Source organism: Streptomyces sp. CA-210063 (assembly GCF_024612015.1).
In the GTDB taxonomy this organism is placed as follows: Bacteria; Actinomycetota; Actinomycetes; order Streptomycetales; family Streptomycetaceae; genus Streptomyces.
This window is the reverse complement of the sequence record NZ_CP102512.1, coordinates 502120-519622: the sequence shown is the minus strand read 5'-3', so window position 1 is coordinate 519622 and position 17503 is coordinate 502120. Positions and strand designations below refer to the sequence as shown.

Here is a 17503-nt window from a genome sequence, read left to right as displayed (position 1 = left end):
GACGACGCCCGTACGGTTGTCATGACTGCTCCAGATATCTGTGCACCAGCATCACGGCCATCGCTCCCTCTCCCACCGCGGACGCGACCCGCTTCGCGGACTCCGACCGCGCGTCCCCGGCGACGAACACGCCGGGCACATTGGTCTCGAGGTGGTACGGCGGCCGGTCCAGCTCCCAGCCCGCCGGTGGACCCCCGTCGCTGGTCATGTCGGGCCCGGTCACGATGAACCCGCGCTCGTCGCGGAGCACGGTCCCCTCCAGCCAGTCGGTGTGCGGCTCGGCCCCGATGAACACGAACAGCCACTGCGCGTCGACCAGTTCCTCGCGCCCGCTCGCTATGTCCTTGAGCGTCAGCTGCTCCAGCTGGTTCGTGCCGTGCGCGGCCTCGACGACGGTACCCGGGCGCACGAAGATGTTGGGCGCCTCGGCGAGTTGCTGGATCAGATAGTGGGACATGGACGCGGTGAGAGAGTCGCCCCGTACGAGGAGGGTGACCGACTTGGCGCCGCGGGACAGGTACATCGCCGCCTGCCCGGCCGAGTTGGCGCCGCCCACGATGTACACGTCGTGCCCCTGGCAGCCGGCGGCCTCGGTGAGCGCGGAGCCGTAGAAGACGCCGCAGCCGGTGAGGTCCGCGCAGCCCGGCGCGGCGAGCTGCCGGTACGACACGCCGGTCGCCAGGATCACGCTGTGCGCGGCGACCGCCGCCCCGTCGGAGAACCGGATGGTCCGCGCCGCCCCGTTCACCTCAAGACCGCTCACCTCGCGCGCGGTGAGGATCTCCGCCCCGAACTTGGTGGCCTGCCGCCGGGCCCGGTCGGTGAGCTGGCCGCCGGACACCCCGTCGGGGAAGCCGAGGTAGTTCTCGATCCGTGAACTCTGCCCGGCCTGGCCGCCCGTGGCCGACCGCTCGACGAGCAGCGTCCGCAGCCCCTCCGAGGCCCCGTACAGGGCCGCGCCGAGCCCGGCCGGTCCGCCGCCGATGACGACCAGGTCGTAGAAGTCCTGGGCCGGTGTCGTCGCCAGCCCCACCCGCTCCGCCAGCTCCGCGTCCTCCGGCTCGACCAGCGGCGTACCGTCCGGGGTGACGACGAGCGGCAGCCGCCGCCCGTCCGCACCGGCCGCCGCGAGCAGCCGCCGCCCCTCCGGCTCGTCGGACGAGTACCAGCGGTACGGCACCTGGTTGCGCGCCAGGAACTCCCGTACGCCCGACGACCGCGCCGACCACCGGTGCCCGACGACCTTCGTGGTGCCCACACACGTACGGTCGGCGGCCCGCCAGGCCAGCAGCAGGTCGTCCACGACCGGATAGAGCTTCTCCTCCGGCGGGTCCCACGGCTTCAGCAGATAGTGGTCGAGGTCGATCACGTTGATCGCGTCGATCGCCGCGCTGGTGTCGGCGTACGCGGTGAGCAGGATCCGCCGCGCCCCCGGATAGACGTCCAGCGCCTGTTCCAGGAACTCGATGCCGTTCATCTGCGGCATCCGGTAGTCGGCCAGGATCACCGCCACCTGGTCCCCGCGCAGCTTCAGCTCCCGCAGGGCCTCCAGCGCCGCATCCCCGGACTCCGCCCGCACGATCCGGTACGACTCGCCGTACCTGCGCCGCAGGTCCCGGGCCACCGCACGGGACACCCCCGGATCGTCATCCACGGTGAGGATCACGTTCCGTGCCGCACCGACAGCCTGAGTCATACGCCTCCACCCCGAGCCAATGGGGCCATCGTATGTTCGACCGTCCCGGTTCGCTCGGTTTCCGGAGAGCCGCAGGCCCGGGCCCTCGCGGGGGCTTCAGCTCCTGCGCGGGGCGAGTACGCAGAACTCGTTGCCCTCCGGATCCGCGAGCGTGACCCATGGCTCGTCGCCACTCTGCCCGACGTCCGCGTGACGGGCGCCGAGGGCGAGGAGGCGGGTGACCTCCGCCGCCTGGTCGTCGGGGCGGAAGTCGAGGTGCAGGCGGTTCTTGACGGTCTTGGCCTCCGGGACGGAGCCGAAGATCAGGCCGGGCAGACGGTCGGGGGCCGGACGGATCTCGTACTCCTCCGGGGAGTCGTTGAGGACGACCCAGCCCAGTGCCTCGGCCCACCAGCGCCCCAGGGCCACCGGGTCCGCCGAGTCCACCACGATCTGCTCCCACTCCAAGGTCATGCGGCGAGGGTAGTGAAGACTGGGCCCGTCAGCCGTGACGTGACACAGAGAGGTGACCGATGACGACGGGCCCGATCACCGCCGCAGTGGACGGTACGACCGAGAGCCTCGCGGCGCTGGCGTGGGCCGGCCGGGAGGCCGTACGCCGGGGCCTGGCGCTGCGGGTGGTGCACGCGTGGCGGTGGGAGCCGCACGAGGCGATCACCGTGGACCGGGACGGACAGGCGCGGTGGGCCCGGGAGGCGCTCGCGGAGGCGGCGCGCAGCGTCGCCGAGCGGCACCCGGAGCTGGAGGTGACGACGGAACTGGTCGAGGGCCCGCCGGTCGGCTCCCTCGTCGCCGCCGCGGAGCACGCCGAGACGCTGGTGCTCGGCTCGCGTGGGCACGGCACGCTCGTCGGCTTCCTCCTCGGCTCCGTCGGACAGCAGGTGATCGTCGAGTCGTCGCGTCCCGTCGTCCTCGTCCGCGCCGAGGACAGCCCGTCCGGCGAGGCCGCCGGACGCGAGGTCGTCGTGGGCCAGCAGGGCACCCCGGAGGACAGCGCCGACGTCCTGCGGTTCGCGTTCGAGACCGCGGCGGCCCGGGGTGCCGCCCTGCGCGCGGTCCGGGCGTGGACCCTGCCGCCGCTGTACGCCTACAGCCCGGGCTCGCTGAAGCTCCTCGACGAGGCCGGTGGCCTGGAGCCGTTCGAGAAGAAGGCGCTGGCCGCCGCGTTGGAGCCGTGGCGGGAGCGGTTCCCCGACGTGCCGGTCACCCAGCATGTCGAGATGGGCAGCGCCGGGCAGGTCCTGCTGTCCGTGGCCCAGCGGGCCCAGCTGATGGTCGTCGGGCGCCGCGCCCACCGCAGGGCCGTCGGCGCCCGTATCGGCTCGGTGGCCCACGGTGTCCTGCATCACGCGCACTGCCCGGTGGCCGTGGTCCCGCACGGGTGACCCGGGACCCGGCGGCTCACATGGGGGTGACGTCGTCCACCGACGGCGGCAGCAGGGCCAGGGTCTTCGGCAGGACGTTGTCGATGTAGTCCTTCACCGCTATGTCCAGGCCGATGTCGTGCTGGGCCCGCTCGGACAGGTACCAGCGGTGTTCGAGGAGCTGGTGGTAGATCTCCGCCGCGTCCATCGAGCCGCGCAGTTCCAGCGGGACGGCCCGCACGGTCGGGCGGAACACCTCCCGCACCCAGCGGTGGGCCAGCACCTCGGGGCGGGCGCCGAGGGGGTCGCCCGGGGCGTAGTCGTCCTGGGTGGCCATCCAGCTCTCCAGGTCGTTCAGCAGCCGCCGGGCCTGGTTCTCCTCGGTGTCCAGACCGGTCAGCCGCAGCAGCTGGCGCTGGTGGTGACCGGCGTCCACGACCTTGGGCACGAAGGTCACCGTGTCACCGTTGTTGGAGTGCTCGATCTGCATCTCGGCGACATCGAAGCCGAGCTCGTTGAGGCGGCGGATCCGGCGCTCGATGTAGTGGTACTTCCCGGCCGGGTACACCGACCTGCGTGTCAGCTCCTCCCACAGCTTGTCGTAGCGGGAGCAGATCTCGTTGCCGAACTCGATCGCGTCCACCGAGGGGTGCAGCGCCCCGGACGCCTCCAGGTCCAGCAGCTCGCCGCTGATGTTGACCCGGGCGAGATCGAGGTCGTACTCGCGCTGCCCGCCGCTCAGTTGAGGATGCAGATCGCCCGTCTCGGCGTCCACCAGATACGCGGCGTACGCCCCCGCGTCCCGCCGGAACAGCGTGTTGGACAGCGAGCAGTCCCCCCACGCGAACCCGGCGAGGTGCAGCCGCACCAGCAGGACGGCGAGGGCGTCCATCAGGCGGTGCATGGTGGCCGGACGCATGGTCGTCTCGAACATGGAGCGGTACGGCATCGAACCGCCCAGGTGCCGGGTGATCAGCACCGGTTCCAGGGGCGCGCCCGCGTCGTCGGTGCGGCCGGTGACCACACCGAGCGCGTCCACGGCGGGGATGCCGAGCCGGTCCAGGTCGCGCAGCAGCTCGTACTCGCGCAGGGCGGGCCGTTCGGCGAGTTCCTTGACGGCGACGACCTCGTCGCCGGCACGGGCGTAGCGCACCACGTGGCGGGAGATACCGCGGGGGAGCGGCACGAGGTGGTGCTCGGGCCACTCCTCCAGCGGCAGGTGCCACGGCAGTTCGAGCAGCAGCGCGGGGTGTTCCGGGTTGGTGGCGCTGATCTGCAGTGCCATGGGTCCTAGTCCTCTGCCTTCGTGTCACGGTGGTGCGGAGTGCGCGCGGGCAAGCGGTTTCCCGCGTCTTCCCGGAGCATCTCCGCATCCGGAGGACCGTTTCGTCAACAAGGGCTCGACCTGTGGTCAGGCGGGAACCGGTGCGGTCGGCTCCTCCTTCGTCCCCCTGAGCGCGGACCGGACGTTCCAGCCGCCCACGACCAGGCACAGCAGCCCGGTCGCGCCCGGGTACAGCCATACGCCGTTGTCCCGCACGACGGCCGTGGTCGACGACTCGTCGTCCACGAGGGCCGGCACCGGTCCGGTGGGCTTCGTCGCGAACGTCGTGTCCACCTCGACCTCGGGGAGGAGGAACGAGTCGTCGTTCGCCCGGAAGGAGCCGCCGCACTTCCACTCGTCGTCGCCGCGCGACTCGGACACCTCGCACTGCCCGACCACGAACACCCCCGCGACACCGGTCAGTCGGGTCTCCAGCCGAAGCACCGCCGCTCCGAACAGAAACACCCCGCCGCCCAGCGCCACCACCGTGGCCAAAAGCTTCCTCGGCCCCATACGTGCCACTGATGGTCCCCCCCCGTCAGCTCTGTGTTTCGTCGTCAGCGCCGGACGCGGCGGAACACGTCGTCGGAGTCGGAGTCGTCCCAGCCCGCGATCTCCTCCGGCGCGGTCCGGCGGGCGGCCCGCGCGGAGGTCGCGTACATCGCCTCGATCTCGGCCTCGTACCGCTGCACGATGCTGTCCCGGCGCAGCTTCATCGACGGGGTCAGCAGGCCGTTGGCCAGGTCGAACGGCTCGGGCAGGATACGGAAGACACGGATCGACTCCGAGCGCGACACCGCGCTGTTGGCGCCGGCGATCGCACGCAGCACCTCCTGCCGCAGCGCGTTCTCCTCCCGCGCCTCCCGGCCCAGCAGCTCACCCGGCGCGGACAGCGACCCCCGCCAGTGGGCCAGGAACTCCGGGTCCAGCGTGATCAGGGCGCCCACGCAGGGCCGGTTGTCGCCCACGACCACGGCCTGGTGGATCAGCGGATGCATCCGCAGCTGCTCCTCCAGCGGCGCCGGGGCCACGCCCTTGCCCCCGCTGGTGATGATGATCTCCTTCTTGCGGCCGGTGATCGACAGATACCCCTCGGAGTCCAGCCGCCCGATGTCGCCCGTGGCCAGCCAGCCGTCCTGGAGCGCGTCCCGGGTGCCCGCCTCGTCGTTGACGTACCCCTGGAACACCGACGGCCCGTTCACCAGGATCTCCCCGTCCCGCGCCACCCGGATCTCCGTGCCCGGCAGTGGACGGCCCACGGTGCCGAACTTCTCCCGGCCCACCGGCTGGGCGGTGATGCCCCCGGCCGTCTCGGTGAGGCCGTACCCGTCGTGGACGAGGATGCCGATGCCGGCGTAGAAGAGCGTGAGGTCACGGTTGAGGGGAGAGCCGCCGGAACAGCCGCCGCGCACCCGGCCGCCGAGGGCCGCGCGCAGCTTGCGGTACACCGTCTTCTCGTAGAAGGCGTGCTGGAGCCTCAGGTCCATGGCCGGGCCGGAGCCCGTGTTCAGCCGCTGCCGTTCGACGGCGAGGGCGTAGTCCTGGGCGGTGCGCACCGCACGGTCGAACAGCGGGCCCCGGCCCGCCTGTTGGGCCTTGCGCAGGAAGTTCTTGTAGATCTTCTCGAAGACGTAGGGAACGCCGAAGAGGAACGTCGGGCGGAACGACCGCAGCGCGGCGGACAGCGCCTCCTCCGTCAACTCCGGCTCGTGCGCGAGGAGCAGCCCGCCGCGCAGGCACATCCCCTGGATCATGAGGCCGTAGACGTGCGAGAACGGCAGGAAGGCGAGGATCGACGGCTGTTCGCCGGGCGCGGCGGCGGTGTGCCGCCACCCGGCCAGCAGGACGTCACAGGGGCTGGCGAGGCTGCGATGGGAGAGCGCGCAGCCCCGGGGCCGGCCGGTCGTGCCGGACGTGTACGCGATCACCGCGGTGGAGTCCGGCATGACGATGCGGCGCAGCGAGTCCACCGTCGCGTCCGGTACGTCCCGGCCCGCCTCGACGAGTTGCGGCAGCGAGTGAGTGTCCAGCTGCCAGACGTGGCGCAGCAGCGGGAGCTTGGCGCACACCGAGCCGACCGTCATCACACCCGGCTCGTCCTCGACGACCACGCCCACACAGGCCGCGTCCCGCAGGATCCACTCGATCTGGTCGCGCGACGACGTCGGATAGATCGGCACGATCTCGGCGCCCACGGACCACAGCGCGACCGCGAGCACCGTCCACTCGTAACGGGTCCGCGCCATCACGGCCACCCGGTTGCCCGGCCGGATCCCGGACGCGATCAACCCCTTGGCGAGATCCACCACTTCGTCCCGCGCCTCGGCCGCGCTCACCCGGGTCCAGGTGTCCGGGGAGGTGGTGTCGCGGCGCGCGATCTGCGGCAGCGCGGGATCACGGTCGGCCGTCTGGAAGAGCGAATCGGCCAGCCCCGCGGTCATGACCGGGTCCGTCGGTGGAGCAGTGCCGAAGTTGCCCATACGACGCTCCAGAACCTTCCCTGCACGCGACCTCGCCGATGGTGCGGTAACCGGCGGTGATCGAACGTAGCGTACGGCGCCGACGCCCGCGCGGGGAATCGGCAAGTCGGCCGCCGCACATCCGCACAGCCGCATATCCGCACAGTGGGCGGTGAACGTGATGTGCGGCACGTAAGGGACCCCCTCCGCGAGCCCCTCCCTGGAATCGTCGCTGCACACGGCTTGATCACGTCTGACCGGCGGTAATGCCCCGAAGCAGGACGTCTGACGGGTGTGGCACTGTGGTGCGCGCGAACGCGGGAGGTGTCCCGCCGGTGTGGAGAGGTGGACGGTGCGCGAGCCCAACGTGATCGGGGACTGGCAGGAGTACGACGGCGATCTGGCCGGCCTGCGCGTGCGCGTCCACGGAGTGGAGTGCGCGGAACCCCCACGGGGACGCGACGACGCCGCCGAGGGCCTGACGTACTTCCGGTTCCGGGTGACCGTGGAGAACCGCGGCACCGAGCACGTCGGCCTCCACCTGGAGGACGGCCAGCTCGACATCCGCATGGGCCCGGACGGCGAGAGCGCCTTCCTCGACTGGCGCAACTCCCGGTTCATCGAGGGCTTCGACCTCTACCCCCTGCGCCGCGCCACCGCCGTCCTGTACGCCGCCGCCACCGAGGCCCAGCTCACCCAGTTCGACATCCAGGTCCAGCTGCGCGTCGACGAGGAGTGGGCCGAGCGGTATCTGTGGTCCGGCGGCATCGGCGTGGACGAGGACCTCCTCGACCCGGCGGGCGGCACGGGCCGGGAGGGCATCGCCGGGCAGATCAGCGCGTTCCTGCACGAGGAGGCGGAGCGCGGCGCGAGCTGAGCGGGGTGCCGCGGCTCGCCGGCGCTCGGCTCACCGGGTCCCGGCGGGCGTGCGGTCGCGGTCGCGGGTCACCAACCGCTTCAGCAGCGGCCAGGCCAGCAGCACGGCGATGATCACGTACACCGTCACCGCGAACGGCGTGTTCACCAGGCCGGTGACGCTGCCGTCGCTGATCTGCAGGGCGCGCCGCAGCTGCTGCTCCGCGTTCGGGCCCAGGATGACGCCGATGACGGCGGGCAGCACCGGCAGCCCGTAGCGGCGCATACCGAACCCGATCAGGCCGATGACCAGCAGAATCACCAGGTCGATGACCTCGCCGCCGACCGCGTACGCGCCGACCGCCGCGAAGAAGAGGATGCCCGCGTAGAGATACGGCCGCGGGATCCGCAGGAGCTTCGCCCACAGCGGGGCCAGCGGCAGGTTGAGCGCGAGCAGCAGCACCATGCCGACGAAGAGCGAGGCGATCAGGCCCCACACCAGGTCGGGCTCGCGTTCGAACAGCAGGGGGCCCGGCTGGATGCCGTACTGCTGGAAGGCGGCCAGCATGACCGCCGCGACCGCGGTGGTGGGCAGGCCGAGCGTCAGCATCGAGACCAGGGTGCCTGCCGCGGAGGCCGATGCCGCCGACTCCGGGCCGGCCACCCCCTCGATCGCGCCCTTGCCCCACTCGTCCTTGTGCTTCGACAGCCGTTTCTCGGTGACGTACGACAGGAAGGTGGGGATCTCGGCGCCGCCCGCCGGGATCGCACCGAACGGGAAGCCGATGAACGGGCCGCGCACCCACGACTTCCAGGTCCGCTTCACATCGGAGCGGCCGAGCCACGGCCTGCCCACCGGGATCGGCTCGGGCGGGCTGCGCCGCAGATGGGCGGCGACCCACAGGGCCTCGCCGATGGCGAAGAGACCGACCGCGACGATCACCACGTCGATGCCGTCGGCCAGTTGCAGTGAACCGAAGGTCAGACGCTGCTGACCGGTCATCTGGTCCAGGCCCACCAGGCCGATCGTCAGACCGATCAACAAGGAGGCGAGCCCCCGGATGCGGGACGAGCCCAGCACGGACGTCACGGCGATGAACGCCAGCACCATGATCGCGAAGTAGTCCGGGGCACCGATGTCCACGGCCAGCTTGGCGACCGTCGGCGCCAGCGCCACCAGCAGGAGCGTGCCGACCATGCCGCCGGCGAAGTGCCCGATGGCGGCGGCCGCCAGCGCCTGCGCACCGCGCCCCGACTTGGCCATCGGGTTGCCCTCCATGGCCGCGACCACAGCCGCGCTCTCACCGGGCGTGTTGAGGAGGATCGAGGTGGTGGAACCGCCGAACATCGCGCCGTAGTAGATGCCCGCGAACATGATGAACGCGCCGACGGGGTTCAGCCCGTACGTCACCGGCAGCAGCAGCGCCACCGCCATGGCGGGCCCGATGCCGGGCAGCACGCCGATCGCCGTGCCCAGCAGGACGCCGATCGCGGCCCACAGCAGGTTGATCGGGGTGAGGGCCGTGCCGAAGCCGTCCAGGAGGGAGTTGAGGGCGTCCATGTCACAGCACTCCCATCAGCGGTCCGCCGGGGAGCGGCACCCCGAGCAGGTTGTTGAAGACGCCGTACGTGACCAGGGAGATGACGGCCGCGATCAGCGGATCGCGGTCCAGGCGACGGCTGCCGAGGGCGAACGCCGCACCCCAGAAGAGCAGGGCGCCCGCTATCGGGAAGCCGAGGGGTTCGATCAGGACGGCCGCGCCGAGGAACACCCCGGCGAGCAGCAGCACCGTGCGCCAGTCGGCGGGCTCGGACAGGTCGATGTCCTCGCCGGTCTCGGCCTGGCCCCGGCCGCCGCGGAGCACGTCCACGGCGAGCAGCGCGGCGATCAGCAGCAGGCCGGCGCCGACGACGATCGGCACGGTCTTCGGGCCGACGGGACCGCGCTGCGCGATGTCGACGTCCATGGTGAGCGCGTCGGTCAGGACCAGGACGCCGAGGGCCAGCAGGACTACGCTGACGCCGAGTTCAGAACGCTGGTAGAGTTTTTGACTGCGTAGCGAGAGCCAAGCGCGCATGTCAAGTCCCGCAGTTCGTAATCGTGTCCGGGCTGGTCTCAACCCGGCTGGTGTTGATCGCGTAAGTCCCGGTCGCTTGCTCAGCGGCCGAGCGGCGTGAGCCAGGAATCCCCATCCTGTGGGGAGGAGTCAAAGCCCCAGCTCCTTCAGTACTGAACTGACGCGCTGATCCTCACCGGCGAGGAAGTCGCCGAACTCGTCGCCGGTGAGGAAGGCGTCGTCCCAGCCGTTCTGCTTCATCGACTGCCGCCACTCCGGCGAGTCGTGCAGCTCCTCGATCAGCCGGGTGAGCTTGTCCCGCTCGGCCCCGGTCAGGCCGGGCGGGGCGACGATGCCGCGCCAGTTGGTGAAGTTCACGTCGTAGCCCGCCTCCTGGAGGGTCGGCGCGTCCAGTCCGTCGACCCGCTCCGGGCCGGTCACCGCGAGCAGCCGCAGCTCGCCCGCCTTGATCTGGTCCAGGTACTCGCCGACCCCGGACACCCCGAAGGCGACCTTGTTGCCGAGGATCGAGGCGAGCAGCTCACCGCCGCCGTCGAAGGGGATGTAGTTGACGTCCTTCGGCGCGATCCCGGCGGCCTGCGCCATCAGCATCGGCGCGAGGTGGTCGGGCCCGCCCGGCGCCGACCCGCCGCCCACCGGCAGTTTGCCGGGGTCGTCCTTCCACGCCCCGATGAGATCGTCGATCGTCTTGTACGGCGAGTCCTTGGCGACCACCACGACGTCCTGCTCCTCGGTGAGGCGGGCGATCGGCGTGGTGTCGGCGAGGGTCTTCGGGGCGTCGTTGGAGCGGACGGCGCCCACGACACCGAGGCCCATGGACATCGCGAGCTTGCCGTTGCCGTGCTCGCTCACCAGCCGGCTCAGACCGACCGTGCCACCGGCGCCGGGCAGGTTGAAGACCTCGATGTTGTGGGTGAGCCCGGCGTCCTCGGCGTTCTTCGCGGCCGTCCGGGCCGTGATGTCGTAGCCGCCGCCGGGCGTGTTCGGCACCATGAAACGCAGTCCCGGGATCTGTGTGCCGGTCTCGCTACCGCTGCCGGCCGTCAGCAGCGGCGGCCCCACGAGCACGAGCACGGCGGCCCCGAGCAGGGCGAGGACATGTCCTCGGGGGGTGCGCAGACGCACGAATGCCACCACCTGTCGGTTGGGTCGAGGGCGAAGAGTGACCTGGGACACAGCGTGCCCGCGAGGGGCGGGCCTGCCTCACTTGCGGAAGCAACGGAGGTTGTGGTCGTTGTGGTCACGGCGCCTGTCACCTTATGGGCACGTCCCCCACACCTCTCTTTCCCTGATCGCACGGGGGCGCCATGATTGTGCGACCCACCGCACAGCCGGCGCCTGAGCCGCCCCGGATGTCGTGTCGGCACGAGAGATGAGTCCGCCGTGGTCGCCGAGTTCCGTCGCCATACCCTCGCAGGCGAGATGCTGGTCCTCCAGCTCGCCATCGTCGTGGTGGTGCTGCTCGCGGTCGCCGCGGTCTCGCTCACCCAGTCCGCCGCGACGTTCAACCGGGTCGAGGGCCGCCGCGTCACCGCGCTCGCCGAGCAGCTGGCCGCCAACCCCCTCGTACGGGACCGGCTCACGCGGCCTGTCGCGCACGAGGCGCTGGCACCTCTGGTGAACTCCACCCAGACCCAGTCCGGGGTGACCTCGGTCACGGTCGCCGACGCCGACGGCCGGATCGTCAGCTCCACCGACCCCACGGTGATCGGCGACCCGATGCCGGTCGGCGAGGGCGCCGCCGCGGGCCGTGGCTGGTCCGGCTCACTGACCCTGGACGGCAGCCACGAGCTCGTCGCCCAGGTGCCTGTCCTCGGTGACACGGAGGCGAACCTCGGCCGGCTCCTGGGCACGGTGATGATCGGTGAGGCCTCCCCGACCGTGTGGCAGCGCCTCAGCGGCGCCTCCTCGTACCTCCTCGCCTACCTCGGCATCGCCAGCGGCCTCGGCCTCGTCGGCTCCTGGCTGCTGGCCCGGCGCGTCAAGCGGCAGACCCTCGGCCTGGAGCCCCACGAGATCGCCGGCCTCGCCGAACACCGCGAGGCCATGCTGTACGGCATCGCCGAGGGCGTGATCGCCCTGGACCCCCACCACCGCCTCACCCTCGTCAACGAGATGGGCCGGCGTCTGCTCGATCTGCCCGAGGACTGCGTCGGCAAGAGCCTGGCCGACCTGGGTGTCGAGGGACGGCTGCGGGACGTGCTGGTCGGAGCGCAGGAAGAGGCATCCCACAAGCGCGACGAGGTCGTCATACGCCGGGGCCGGGTCCTGGTGATGAACCGGATGACCGTCACCAAGGACGGCCGCCACCTCGGCTCGGTCACCACCCTGCGGGACCGCACCGAGCTGGCCCGCCTCGAACGCGAGATCGGCTCCTTCCGCAGCTCCTCCGAACTGCTGCGCGCTCAGGCCCATGAGTTCGCCAACCAGCTGCACACCATCTCCGGGCTCATCCAGATCGGCGAGCAGGACGAGGTCGTCCACTACATCCGCGCGCTGAGCCGGCACCGCCACTCCCTCGACGTCACCCTCAGCCGCCGCGTCCGGGACACCGCCGTCGCCGCCCTGCTCATGGCGAAGACATCCCTCGCCGCCGAACGCCGGGTCACCCTGCGGATCTCCGACGACACCGCACTCGACCGGCTCGCCCCGGAGGACGCCGCCGACGTGGCGACCGTGGTCGGCAACCTCGTCGACAACGCGGTGGACGCGGCCGCCACCACGACCACGTCCGACGACCCCGAGCCCTGGGGCGGCGCCGACGGCCGCGAGGCCTGGGTAGAGGTGGAGCTGCGCCACGACGCCTCCAGCGTGGAGATCGTCGTCCGGGACTCGGGCCCCGGCGTGGCTCCCGAACTCGCCCGTGAGGTCTTCTCCCACGGTTTCACCACCAAGGCCGCGCGGGAAGGCGAACGCGGGATCGGCCTGGCCCTGACCCGCCTGGTCTGCGAACGGCACGGTGGTGAGATCTCGGTGACCAACACCCCCGACGGGGCCATGTTCACCGCCCGCATGACCGTCAGCCACCTCGCCGACGCGGTGGCGGAAGGAGCGACACCATGACCGGCACGAGCAGTGCGCCCGGCACGATCGACGTGCTCGTGGTCGACGACGACTTCATGGTGGCCCGGGTCCACCGCACCTTCGTCGAACGCGTCGAGCCGTTCCGCGTCGTCGGTGTCGCCAGCACCGGCGAACAGGCGGCCCTGGCCGTCGACGAGCTGCGCCCCGATCTGGTCCTGCTGGACCTCTACCTTCCCGACGGCTTCGGCCTCGACGTCATACCCCGGCTGCGCACCGCCGGCCACGACTGCGACGTCATGGTCATCAGCGCCGCCCGCGAGGCCGACTCCGTACGCGGCGCGGTCCGCCACGGCGTCGTCGACTACCTCCTCAAGCCCTTCGAGTTCGAGGAGCTGCGCTCCCGGCTGCAGCGGTACGCCGCCCAGCGCGGCCGCCTGCTCACCACCGTCGTACGCGGCCAGGCCGACGTCGACCGCGTCCTGGCCGGAGCCGCCGCACCCGCCTCGGCGGCCGGAGCCCTGCCCAAGGGCATGAGCGTCGAGACCGCCGAGCTGATCGAAGGCACCCTCCGCGGCACCGACGGCACCCTCTCCGCCACCGAGTGCGCCACCCTCACCGGCATCTCCCGCGTCAGCGCCCGCCGCTACCTGGAGTACTTCCACGGCATCGGCAGCGCGGACGTCTCCCTGCGCTACGGGGTGGCGGGGCGGCCGGAGCGGCGGTACAGCTGGCGGGTGTGACGGCGCGGACAGGCAGAGGTCGCCCCTGGGCTACAGCCCGAGGTGCCGCCGTACGACGTCGACGACCTCCTGCGGCCGGTCGTTGAGATAGAAGTGGCCGCCGGGGAACACACACAGCTCGCTCGGCCCGTCGGTGTGGGACGTCCAGGCACGCGCGTCCGCCACCGGGGTCACCGGGTCCTCGTCGCCGGTGAGGACGGTGACCGGGCAGGCAAGCCGGTCGCCGGGGCGCGGTTCGTATGTCTCCAGGGCCTTGTAGTCGCCGCGCAACGCCGGCAGCACGAGCTGTACCAGCTCCGGGTCCTCGAAGACCTGGCTGTCGGTGCCGTTCAGCCGGCGCACCGCCTTGAGCAGATCGGCGTCGCTCGCCTTGTGCAGTTCCCTGCCGTCCCGGTCCGTGGAGGGGGCGCGCCGTCCCGACACGAAGAGCCGGAGCGGGGCGCGGTCGGCCGCCTCCAGTTTCAACGCCACCTCGTAGGCGACCACCGCGCCCATGCTGTGCCCGAAGACGGCGAGCGGACGGTCGTCGTCACCGGAGACGGCCTCGACGATCCGCTCGACCAGTTCCCCGACGCTCTCCGCCGGCGGCTCGGCGTAACGGTCCTGACGCCCCGGATACTGCGCGGCCAGCACATCGACCGAGGGGGCGAGGGCCTGCGCCATGGGGTGGTAGTAGCTCGCCGAGCCGCCCGCGTGCGGCAGACACAACAGCCGGACCGCCGCTTCGGGCGCGGGCCGGTAACGACGTATCCACACGCCGCTGTTGACCGCTGAGGTCATGTGAGAACTCGCTTCCTGGTCCGCACGCACCGTGCCACCGCCGTCCGCTCACAGGCTACGCCCGAGGTCCACCGGCTGGGGCAGTCCGCGTCGGGCCTGCTCGGTCGGTACGCGTTCCAGGACGCCGCCCGCGAAGACGTCGTACAGGGGGAGCGTTTCGAGGTGGACGTACCCGATGTGGCAGTCGCAGACGGCAAGCGGGCACGGGCGGGGTGCGAGCGCCGTGCGGAACGAACCGTCGTAGAGGTTGCCGAGTTCGGCCTTGACGAAGTGGCAGCGACGTACCGTTCCCTCGCCGTCCACGGACACGACGGTCGAGCCGGTACGGCACGCGTTCCCCGCCGAGCGGTGCGGATGGCGGCTGAAGTGGAACAAGGGGTCCAACTCGCCCCACAGTGCCGCCTCTTCGTCCGTGTATGTGTGCCCCTCGGCGGCGTTCACCCACAGATACACCCGCTCCGGCAGCTCCCCGCGCAGCCGACGGGCATGCTCCAGGTGCTCGGGAAGACCGACGATCCCCACGCTGAAGCGGATCCCCATCGCAGCCAGCCGCCGGGTCTTCTCCAGGAATCGCTCGTAGGGGGTCTGCCCGGGGTGGTAGGTGCACCACAGGGCCACCGTGTCCGGGTCGGCCTCCGCCAGCCACTCCGTTCGGCAGCTGAGGTTGGTCTGGATCGCCACCCGGTCGATGTGCGGCTCGTGGGAGAGGTCGACCAAGGCCTTGCGGTACCAGGAGCGCACCAGCCCCTCGCCCCACGGTGTGAAGAGCACCGACAGCCGGTCGCCGGACTGCGCCCGCGCCCATGTGGTGAAACGGTCCAGGGCCGCACGGTCGGCCCGCAGTCGGTCCGTCGAATCGCGGCGCTTGGCGAACGGGCAGTAGGGACAGTCGTAGTCGCAGGAGGCGAGGGGGCCGCGGTAGAGGATCGTCAGGTCCATGGGCGCCGTCACTTCAGCTCGTACTCGGTCATCGCGGCCCGTACGGAGGGGGAGAAGAAGTCGGGACCGATGGCGTCCGAGTGGGCCAGCCCCTCGGCGGAGAGCTTCAGCAGCCCGGCTCCCGCCTCCGCCAGCCAGCCGCGCGATTCCAGCCGCTCCAGCTCCACCGGGAAGTCCGCGTACGGGTCGGACCCGAACCGCCGGCGGTACTCCGCCACCGGCAACCCCTGCGCCTGGAGCAGCGACTGCAGCAGATGGCGACGCCGCGCCTCGTCCTCGTCGACCTCACGGCCGTGCACGGCCCGGCTGAAGTCCTCCGTGGCGGTGTAGTCGTCGATGATGCCTCGGATCTCCCGCATGGCGACCGCGTAGTCGAAGGAGTAGTGCAGCTTCGAGGTGTACGAACGGGCCCCGCAGCCCAGGCCGATCATGCCGTCGGTCTGGCAGGCGTAGTCGTCCGGGCCCTGCGGGGGCGCGTCCGCGCGGCGGAACATCCGCATGGAGACCTGCTCGTAGCCGTGCGCGAGCAGATGGTCGCGGCCCTCGCGGTAGCGGCGCAGTCGCGCCTCGTCCCACTCTCGGTCCGCGATCGACGGATCGGCGTTGCGGCCCAGCCCCGTCAACGGCCGTACGTACAGCGGATAGAGGTAGATCTCCTCCGGCCGCCAGGCGAGGGCCGCGTCCAGGGACAGCCGCCAACTGGCCGCCGTCTGCCCGTCGATGCCGTAGATCAGGTCGATGTTGAGGACCGGGATGCCGGCCTCGCGGATCCGCGACAGCGCCGCCTCCACGTCGGAGCGCCGCTGCGGTCGTACGGCCGCACGCGCCTCCTCCTCCACGAAGCTCTGCACGCCGAGGCTCAGCCGCGTCGTGCCCCGCTCGGCCAGGACGGCCAGCCGGTCGGCCGTCGCCGTGGCGGGGGAGGCCTCGACCGACAAGGGGATCGCCCGCAGATCCGCGCCCATGTGCCGCTCGGCGATGTCGCACAGCCGCTCCAGCTCGGCGGCCTCGAGATAGGTGGGCGTGCCACCGCCGAACGCGGCGTTCGCGAACCGCACGGGCTCTCCGTCCCCGAGCGCCTCCCGCACCGCGACCGCCTGCCGTTCGAGGGCGTCGAGATAGCGGCCGGTCAGCCCGTCCGGCGCGCCGATCCGGGTGAAGAGGTTGCAGAAGCCGCAGCGGACCTCGCAGAACGGTATGTGCGCGTACAGCGACAGCGCCTGCCGGGACTCGCCGGCCCACAGGTCCGAGAGGAGCGGGTGGTCCGGCAGCTCCCGGTAGGCCGTCTTGTGCGGGTAGGCGTACACGTACTGCTGGTACGGCCGCGTCGGCGCGTGAGTGGTGGTGACGGCGTTGGCGGCTGTGATGGTCATGCGGACGACTCCAGGAAGAAGTGGCTGTAGGGGACGGTCCACACGGCCTCGTGGCCGAGCCGGTGCCCGGTGTAACCGTCCTCGCCGTACGTGGTCCCGTGGTCGGAGCAGACGACGGCGAAGCAGCGGCGCCGCGAACGCATCGCGGCGAAGAGCCGCCCGACGTGCCGGTCGATGTACTCCAGGGCCGCCGCGTGCGTGACCAGGCTGTCGCCGGTCTCGCGGGTGGCGCCCGGCAGGTGGAACCAGTTGGGCTGGTGCAGCGCCGAGGCGTTGAGGAAGAGGAACAGCCGCCGCTCGGCGGGCAGTTCGGCCACGACCCGCTCGGCGCGGGCCACCTGGGACTCGAAGGACGTCGGCGACGCCACGGAGAACTCCGGCTCCCAGTGGCTCTCCTGGAACAGGCCGGGCAGGACGCTGCCGAGCGCCCCCTGCTTGTTGAAGAACCCGACACCCCCGATGCACACCGTGCGATAGCCGTGCTCGGCGAGCGCCGACACCAGGTCGGGGCTGTCGAAGACGAAGGTGCGCCCCGCGGTCGTCTCACTGCCGGCGAACCGGCCCGCGAAGAGCCGCGGGTGCTGCCCGGGGGCCGCCGGGGTCGGCAGGAAACCCGCGAACATCGCCTGGTGCGAGGCATAGGTGAAGCTGCCGGGCGCGTGCCGCTTCTCCCAGGTACCGCCCGGCAGTTCAGCGGTGAGATTCGGCAGCCGGCCCTCCGCCGCGAGCCGCACGGCCACGTCGTACCGCAGGGTGTCGAGCGTGAGCAGCAGCAGATCGTCGCGGCCGACCACCTCGTTCATGTCGGGGACGCCCACCGTCTCGTTCAGGTCGGGTGCGCCCACCATCTTGTTCAGGTCGGGTGCGCCCT

General features: G+C 71.5%; 16 protein-coding genes. 4 read left to right on the top strand and 12 right to left on the bottom strand.

Annotated elements, in window-relative coordinates; all coding sequences use genetic code 11:
• Nucleotides 1–19: 19 nt before the first annotated feature.
• Together JIX56_RS02235 and JIX56_RS02230 are read right to left on the bottom strand one after the other, a co-directional pair.
• Nucleotides 20–1696, bottom strand: coding sequence for an FAD-dependent oxidoreductase (locus tag JIX56_RS02235; protein ID WP_257537051.1), 1677 nt, complete (start codon nt 1694–1696; stop codon nt 20–22).
• 96 nt (nt 1697–1792) lie between these two features.
• Entirely contained in the window at nt 1793–2149 is a 357-nt protein-coding gene (locus tag JIX56_RS02230; protein ID WP_257537050.1) for a VOC family protein, read from the bottom strand.
• A 59-nt stretch (nt 2150–2208) separates the two neighbouring features.
• Here JIX56_RS02230 and JIX56_RS02225 point away from each other — a divergent pair, with 59 nt between their 5' ends.
• On the top strand, nt 2209–3081 hold the full coding sequence (locus JIX56_RS02225) for a universal stress protein (RefSeq protein ID WP_257537049.1): 873 nt from the start codon (nt 2209–2211) through the stop codon (nt 3079–3081).
• 16 nt (nt 3082–3097) lie between these two features.
• Here the strand turns inward: JIX56_RS02225 and JIX56_RS02220 are convergent, their stop codons facing one another.
• From JIX56_RS02220 to JIX56_RS02210, 3 genes are all read right to left on the bottom strand, one after another.
• A complete protein-coding gene (locus tag JIX56_RS02220) occupies nt 3098–4345 on the bottom strand; it encodes a DUF4032 domain-containing protein (RefSeq protein ID WP_257537048.1) in 1248 nt (415 codons plus the stop codon).
• A 126-nt stretch (nt 4346–4471) separates the two neighbouring features.
• Nucleotides 4472–4870: a hypothetical protein gene (locus tag JIX56_RS02215; protein ID WP_257550701.1), complete on the bottom strand. Its 399-nt coding sequence runs from the start codon at nt 4868–4870 to the stop codon at nt 4472–4474.
• 71 nt (nt 4871–4941) lie between these two features.
• Complete coding sequence (locus JIX56_RS02210; protein WP_257537047.1) at nt 4942–6864, bottom strand: AMP-dependent synthetase/ligase; 1923 nt, start codon at nt 6862–6864, stop codon at nt 4942–4944.
• 331 nt (nt 6865–7195) lie between these two features.
• Here JIX56_RS02210 and JIX56_RS02205 point away from each other — a divergent pair, with 331 nt between their 5' ends.
• Nucleotides 7196–7720 (top strand): hypothetical protein, encoded by a 525-nt coding sequence (locus JIX56_RS02205; RefSeq protein ID WP_257537046.1) that lies wholly within the window; start codon nt 7196–7198, stop codon nt 7718–7720.
• 30 nt (nt 7721–7750) lie between these two features.
• Here the strand turns inward: JIX56_RS02205 and JIX56_RS02200 are convergent, their stop codons facing one another.
• The 3 genes from JIX56_RS02200 to JIX56_RS02190 all read right to left on the bottom strand — a co-directional run bounded on the left by JIX56_RS02200 (nt 7751) and on the right by JIX56_RS02190 (nt 10901).
• Nucleotides 7751–9259 (bottom strand): tripartite tricarboxylate transporter permease, encoded by a 1509-nt coding sequence (locus JIX56_RS02200; RefSeq protein WP_257537045.1) that lies wholly within the window; start codon nt 9257–9259, stop codon nt 7751–7753.
• A 1-nt stretch (nt 9260) separates the two neighbouring features.
• On the bottom strand, nt 9261–9776 hold the full coding sequence (locus JIX56_RS02195; RefSeq protein ID WP_257537044.1) for a tripartite tricarboxylate transporter TctB family protein: 516 nt from the start codon (nt 9774–9776) through the stop codon (nt 9261–9263).
• Between the two features lie 129 nt (nt 9777–9905).
• A complete protein-coding gene (locus JIX56_RS02190; RefSeq protein ID WP_257537043.1) occupies nt 9906–10901 on the bottom strand; it encodes a Bug family tripartite tricarboxylate transporter substrate binding protein in 996 nt (331 codons plus the stop codon).
• Between the two features lie 258 nt (nt 10902–11159).
• Between JIX56_RS02190 and JIX56_RS02185 the strand changes: the two genes are divergently transcribed.
• Complete coding sequence (locus JIX56_RS02185) at nt 11160–12839, top strand: sensor histidine kinase (protein ID WP_257537042.1); 1680 nt, start codon at nt 11160–11162, stop codon at nt 12837–12839.
• On the top strand, nt 12836–13540 hold the full coding sequence (locus JIX56_RS02180; RefSeq protein ID WP_257537041.1) for a response regulator: 705 nt from the start codon (nt 12836–12838) through the stop codon (nt 13538–13540). Before JIX56_RS02185 ends, JIX56_RS02180 begins: the two co-directional genes overlap by 4 nt.
• Nucleotides 13541–13570: 30 nt before the next feature.
• Here the strand turns inward: JIX56_RS02180 and JIX56_RS02175 are convergent, their stop codons facing one another.
• The 4 genes from JIX56_RS02175 to JIX56_RS02160 are packed head-to-tail and all read right to left on the bottom strand — an operon-like array spanning nt 13571 to nt 17435.
• Nucleotides 13571–14320, bottom strand: coding sequence for a thioesterase II family protein (locus JIX56_RS02175; protein ID WP_306819816.1), 750 nt, complete (start codon nt 14318–14320; stop codon nt 13571–13573).
• A 48-nt stretch (nt 14321–14368) separates the two neighbouring features.
• Nucleotides 14369–15259, bottom strand: coding sequence for an STM4011 family radical SAM protein (locus tag JIX56_RS02170; protein ID WP_257537040.1), 891 nt, complete (start codon nt 15257–15259; stop codon nt 14369–14371).
• 8 nt (nt 15260–15267) lie between these two features.
• On the bottom strand, nt 15268–16632 hold the full coding sequence (locus JIX56_RS02165; protein ID WP_257537039.1) for an STM4012 family radical SAM protein: 1365 nt from the start codon (nt 16630–16632) through the stop codon (nt 15268–15270).
• Complete coding sequence (locus JIX56_RS02160) at nt 16629–17435, bottom strand: STM4013/SEN3800 family hydrolase (RefSeq protein ID WP_257550699.1); 807 nt, start codon at nt 17433–17435, stop codon at nt 16629–16631. The genes JIX56_RS02165 and JIX56_RS02160 overlap by 4 nt, the downstream gene beginning before the upstream one ends.
• Nucleotides 17436–17503 lie beyond the last annotated feature (68 nt).